At 68.4% G+C, this 1,204-nt stretch carries 1 protein-coding gene and 1 pseudogene; both read right to left on the reverse strand.

Annotated elements, in window-relative coordinates; all coding sequences use genetic code 11:
- Positions 1 to 1,026: flagellar motor switch protein FliG (locus FKP22_RS31025; protein WP_141292015.1), on the reverse strand; the 1,026-nt coding region annotated here is incomplete at its 3' end.
- Positions 1,010 to 1,204 (reverse strand): annotated as a pseudogene (locus FKP22_RS31030) (flagellar basal-body MS-ring/collar protein FliF); the annotation flags it as partial. The gene FKP22_RS31025 and the pseudogene FKP22_RS31030, both read right to left, overlap by 17 nt.

Raw genomic sequence — 1,204 nt, forward strand, 5'->3', positions numbered from 1 at the left:
GGCGAACAGTTGCACTTCAATCTCGCCGGCATCCACCAGCGACTTGACCTCGGCCATGATCTGCTCGCGGGCCTGCAGCACGCGGCTCATCGGCACCGGGCCGCTGCGGCGCATCGCGTCCTCGAAGCCTTGCGCCTGGCGGCGCGGCATGGTTTGCAGCACCGCGTCGCGGATGGCCGGCTCGGCGCCCTTGAGCGCAAGCGCCCACTGGTCCATCGGCACCGCCTCGATCAGGCGCAGCAGCGTGGCTTCACTCTGGCGGCTGAGGATGAAGAAGTCGTACATGCTGACCTCGATCTCCGAGACCACCGCCGGGTCGTGCGCGCGCAGCAGTTCCACCATCTGCTGGCGGTCGCCGGGCAGGCGGTTGAGGATCTCGGCGGCCTGCTTGACGCCTTCGACGGTGGCGCTCTGCGAGCCCAGCGACTGCAGGCAGCGCTCGACCAGCTCGTCGAGTTCACGCAGCAGCTCCGGATCGATCTCGGTCAGGCGGGCGACGTTGATCAGCACCAGGTCGCGGCCTTCGACCGGCAAGGCCTCGATCACGCTGCCGGCCAGCGCGGCCGGCAGGAAGCTCAGGAAGACGGCCTGCATGCGCACGTGCTCGCGCACGATGCGGTCGGCCAGCCACTTCGGCGAGGCCCATTGCAGGCGCGCCACCTTGGGCCGGATCGCGTCGCCGTAGATGTTGTTCAGCACGCTGCTGGCGATTTCGCTGCCCAGCGCCAGGTCCAGCGAACGCTTGAGGTACTGGCGCGAGGCGCCGTGCAGGCCGCTCTGCTCGCGGTAGTCGTCGAAGAAGTGCTGCAGCGCGGTCTTCACCGAGTCGACCTTGATGCCGCTCATGCGCGACATCACCTGCGTGAGCTCCAGCAGCTCTTCGCGGCTGAGGCAGCGCAGCACCGCGGCTGCGGGCTCCTCGCCGATGCTGAGCATCACGATGGCGGCCTGTTCAACCGGGCTCAGCGAGATGCCTGCGGGCAGGGCGGACGCCAGGGCGTCCAGGGATTCATTGAGGCTGGGCATGCTTTTGCATCCATTGCTTGACGACTTCGGCCACGCGTTCCGGCTCTTTGCCGGCCAGCGACTTCAGGTGATCGACCAGCACGTCCACCGGTGAGCCCGGTGGCGGCAGGTCGTAGTTCTCCAGCAGCGGCACCACCGGGTTGGCGCGCTGCGCAGCCTCGGCTGGCGAGGCCAGCGT

The organism is Ideonella azotifigens (assembly GCF_006519715.1).
GTDB lineage: Bacteria > Pseudomonadota > Gammaproteobacteria > Burkholderiales > Burkholderiaceae_C > Ideonella > Ideonella azotifigens.